This window comes from Xenorhabdus sp. IM139775, from assembly GCF_028598745.1.
Taxonomy (GTDB): Bacteria; Pseudomonadota; Gammaproteobacteria; order Enterobacterales; family Enterobacteriaceae; genus Xenorhabdus.
Genome location: NZ_JAQRFK010000133.1, coordinates 1 through 3,653 on the forward strand (window position 1 = coordinate 1; position 3,653 = coordinate 3,653).

Annotated in this window: 3 protein-coding genes and 1 tRNA gene; 3 read left to right on the top strand and 1 reads right to left on the bottom strand. The window is 41.7% G+C overall.

Annotation, left to right across the window (positions count from 1 at the left end; genetic code table 11):
- Window positions 1-272 precede the first annotated feature (272 nt).
- The 3 genes from PSI17_RS16130 (at window position 273) to bssS (ending at window position 2,096) form a co-directional block, all read left to right on the top strand.
- A tRNA-Asn gene (locus PSI17_RS16130) sits at window positions 273-348 on the top strand.
- A 230-nt stretch (window positions 349-578) separates the two neighbouring features.
- Window positions 579-1,631, top strand: a complete 1,053-nt coding sequence (gene pyrC, locus PSI17_RS16135) for a dihydroorotase (protein ID WP_273552935.1) — start codon at window positions 579-581, stop codon at window positions 1,629-1,631.
- A gap of 210 nt (window positions 1,632-1,841) precedes the next feature.
- Window positions 1,842-2,096, top strand: coding sequence for a biofilm formation regulator BssS (gene bssS / locus PSI17_RS16140; RefSeq protein ID WP_045971142.1), 255 nt, complete (start codon window positions 1,842-1,844; stop codon window positions 2,094-2,096).
- A 155-nt stretch (window positions 2,097-2,251) separates the two neighbouring features.
- On the opposite strand, the gene trhO is transcribed toward bssS, so the two are convergent.
- Window positions 2,252-3,310 carry an oxygen-dependent tRNA uridine(34) hydroxylase TrhO gene (trhO, locus tag PSI17_RS16145; protein WP_273552936.1) on the bottom strand — a complete coding sequence of 353 codons (1,059 nt, stop codon included), beginning with the start codon at window positions 3,308-3,310 and terminating at the stop codon, window positions 2,252-2,254.
- Window positions 3,311-3,653: the final 343 nt, after the last annotated feature.

Below are 3,653 nucleotides of genomic sequence, written 5' to 3' on the forward strand. Positions count from 1 at the left end.
CTGATTAGTAAAACTAATCAGGCTTTTTGCTTTCCGGACTTCTGTTTTTTATCTTTTCTGTTTTGTATCTTTCTTCTTTTTAATCTCTCCATTTTTCAAAAAGCTCTCTGCCTGTTTTCTCCTTCGATTACTTATTCCCTTACTCCTATGCCTCATTTTTAAGTCAAAAAAACACATAACGCACAGATTCTCAGCAATCAAACAGTTATTGTTATTTTCTGCTTTGACAAACGTAAAAAGTGCCGTTAATATTCACCCCGTCTTGAAGGAGTTCCTCCATAGTTCAGTCGGTAGAACGGCGGACTGTTAATCCGTATGTCGCTGGTTCGAGTCCAGCTGGAGGAGCCAAATTCAATTCACCCTCGTGTTGTTACTTCTATTTTTTCCTTTTTTGATATGATAATTTCCTCTGGATACCCTAACCCCAGATAAACTTAAAATTTTAATTTTCCAAGACCCAAACAATATTATCATTCAACAATAGCTATTTAACGATTTTCACTTTATCATCCTCCTCCGGCTTAAGGATTGCTGAGTCAGCATCCACCGTTTTTCACCCATATTCTGGAGCCGGTTCCATGACCACTGAATCATATACAATTAAAATCCGCCGCCCTGACGACTGGCATGTCCATTTTCGTGATGGTGATATGCTAAAAACCATTGTGCCCCATACCAGCCGTTTTTTTGGCCGGGCAATCGTCATGCCCAACCTTGTCCCTCCAGTGACAGATGTTGCCAGCGCCAAAGCCTATAAGGAACGGATAATCGCCGCTATTCCGTCAGACCATCACTTCCAACCGCTTATGACTTGCTATCTGACAGATTCAACAGCCAGCGACCAAATTGAGACGGGTTATAAAGAAGGGATCTTCACCGCTTGCAAACTTTATCCTGCCAACGCAACAACGAATTCCAGTCATGGTGTTTCAGATATCAAAAAAATCTATTCATTACTGGAAACCATGGAAAAAATAGGCATGCCTTTACTGATCCATGGGGAAGTTACTGCCTCTCATATCGATATTTTTGACCGTGAAGCGCGTTTTATCGAACAGGTAATGGAACCATTACGTCAGCAGTTTCCTGAATTAAAAGTCGTTTTTGAGCATATTACCACCAAAGAAGCAGCAGAATACGTTCTTGAAGGCAACGATAAATTAGGTGCGACACTGACACCACAACATTTGATGTTCAATCGCAACCATATGCTGGTTGGGGGAATTCGTCCCCATCTTTACTGCTTACCTGTGCTAAAACGTAATATTCATCAGGAAGCACTCCGGGCAGCAGTGACCAGTGGCTGTAACCGCTTTTTCTTAGGCACGGATTCCGCTCCTCATGTCTTGCACCGCAAAGAATCTTCTTGTGGCTGCGCAGGCGTTTTCAATGCCCCAACCGCGCTGGCAGCCTATGCCACTGTGTTTGAAGAGATGGGTGCAATGGAATATTTCGAGTCTTTCTGTTCCCTGAATGGCCCCGCATTTTACGACTTACCCATTAATGATGATTTTATCGAACTCACCCGCAAACCAACACCAGTCGTTGAATATGTTGAGTGTGGTGACGAAAAGTTAATTCCATTCCTTGCCGGGGAAGATGCTGGATGGGACGTAAAGGTATGTGAGTAATTTTACCACAACCATCGGTGCGGAAATTGTTCTCTATTTCCGCACACTTCCGGCCTGACTACCCCTATCCTCTATAATGCAAAAATCTCGCCCTTTTCACTTCTTAGATTGCCAAAAAGGTTTATACTGCTAAGGACTCATCTTAGATGAGATCTTTTGCTCTTAGTCAATTATATCAATAATGATTTTGCTGTCTGATTAGGAGGTTATATGGGAAAAGAAAATGAAATAATTCAAACTCATCCTGTTGTAGGCTGGGATATCAGTACCGTTGATGCCTATGACGCCATGATGATACGCCTTCATTACTCATCCACCCAAGATCAAACCACAGAAAATGTCAGTGTTGACAAAACGTTATGGTTAACAACAGGTGTAGCGAAACAACTTATCCTCATTCTACAAGCCGGGATTGAAAAAATAGAAGCCTCGGAATACAGTCAACTCGATCATATTAAACATTAGCAATAAGTTTGGACACTCCTAACCCATTGGGACACTCAATATATTGAGTGTCCCAAATGAATAACTGAACACATAGCAAATTATGTGACTGGGATAGTAAACGCAGACAGTAAGACTGTAATTTGAAAAATAAGAACGAACTGCTTAAAGCACGGCTACTTAATAGATTGCAGCGACGTGATATTTAAGCCATCATTTAATCGATAGCGAGACTTATTAAAAATCTTAGCCCCATTTTCTCTTCCTGCCCGACGGGCACGCTGTTCTTCTTCTGGCAGTTTCATCTCTTCGCGACAGGTATCGCTGCAACAACCGTCAAAACGCACTGCACAAGATGGGCACTGGATAAACAACAAGTGGCAACCATCGTTCTTGCAGTTGGTGTGACTATCACACGTTACTCCACATTGATGACAGTGAGCAATGACGTCTTCAGAAATACGTTCACCCATACGTTCATCAAAAACAAAGTTCTTGCCAACAAACCGGACTGGCAATCCTTGTTCTTCCGCTTTACGGGCATATTCAATAATGCCACCTTCTACATGGTAAACGTTGCTAAAACCGTTATGCAGCATATAAGCACTCGCTTTTTCGCAACGAATTCCACCAGTACAGTACATAACTACATTTTTATCTTTATTGTCCTTCAGCATTTCTACAGCCATTGGCAACTGCTCACGAAATGTATCTGATGGAATTTCAATCGCGTTTTCGAAATGCCCGACTTCATATTCATAATGGTTACGCATATCGACAAAGACGGTATCAGGATCATCCAACATTTGGTTAACCTGTTCCGCTTTCAGATATTCGCCTGTTTTAGATGGATCAAAAGTTTCATCTTCAATACCATCAGCAACAATGCGTTCACGCACTTTCATGCGCAATACCCAGAATGATTTACCGTCATCTTCCAGCGCAATGTTAAGGCGTAAATTGCCTAATGCCGGATCGCTCTCACCCAATAATGCTCTTAACGCATCGACATTTTTGGAAGGCACACTAATTTGTGCATTGATACCTTCTTTGGCGATATAAACCCGCCCAAAGACAGATAAATCGGTAAACTGTTGATACAGGCTATCGCGAAAAGCCTGTGGCTCAGAAATAGTAAAATATTTATAAAAAGAGATCGTTGTGCGCGGCTCTGTTTCAGCCAACATGCGCTCTTTCAGCTCTTGATTAGAAATACGGTTATGTAACACTGGCATGGTGTTCAAAATATCCTTGTAGTTCGTTGATATATATAAATTTATGTCTACCTGCGTCCACAGGGTGTCCACACTCGACCATTATCGACAATGTTTAACTAAAAACCCTGAGCACCCACTCAGGGTTTTTAGTTTCTACAATATACTTTTTCTTGTGATCCAGATCTATAAATCCGTGCCCTGAACTCCTCGAACAAGGACTAACATCTGCAATATTTGTCTATGCTGGTTCAACAGTGAACTCCATTGAAATATATCCTGACACATTAGGCTTAGTACTACAGTCGTAACTGCTCTGTAATCATAAGGTTATCCCGGCTGCGATAATGACATTGTTGTGCAT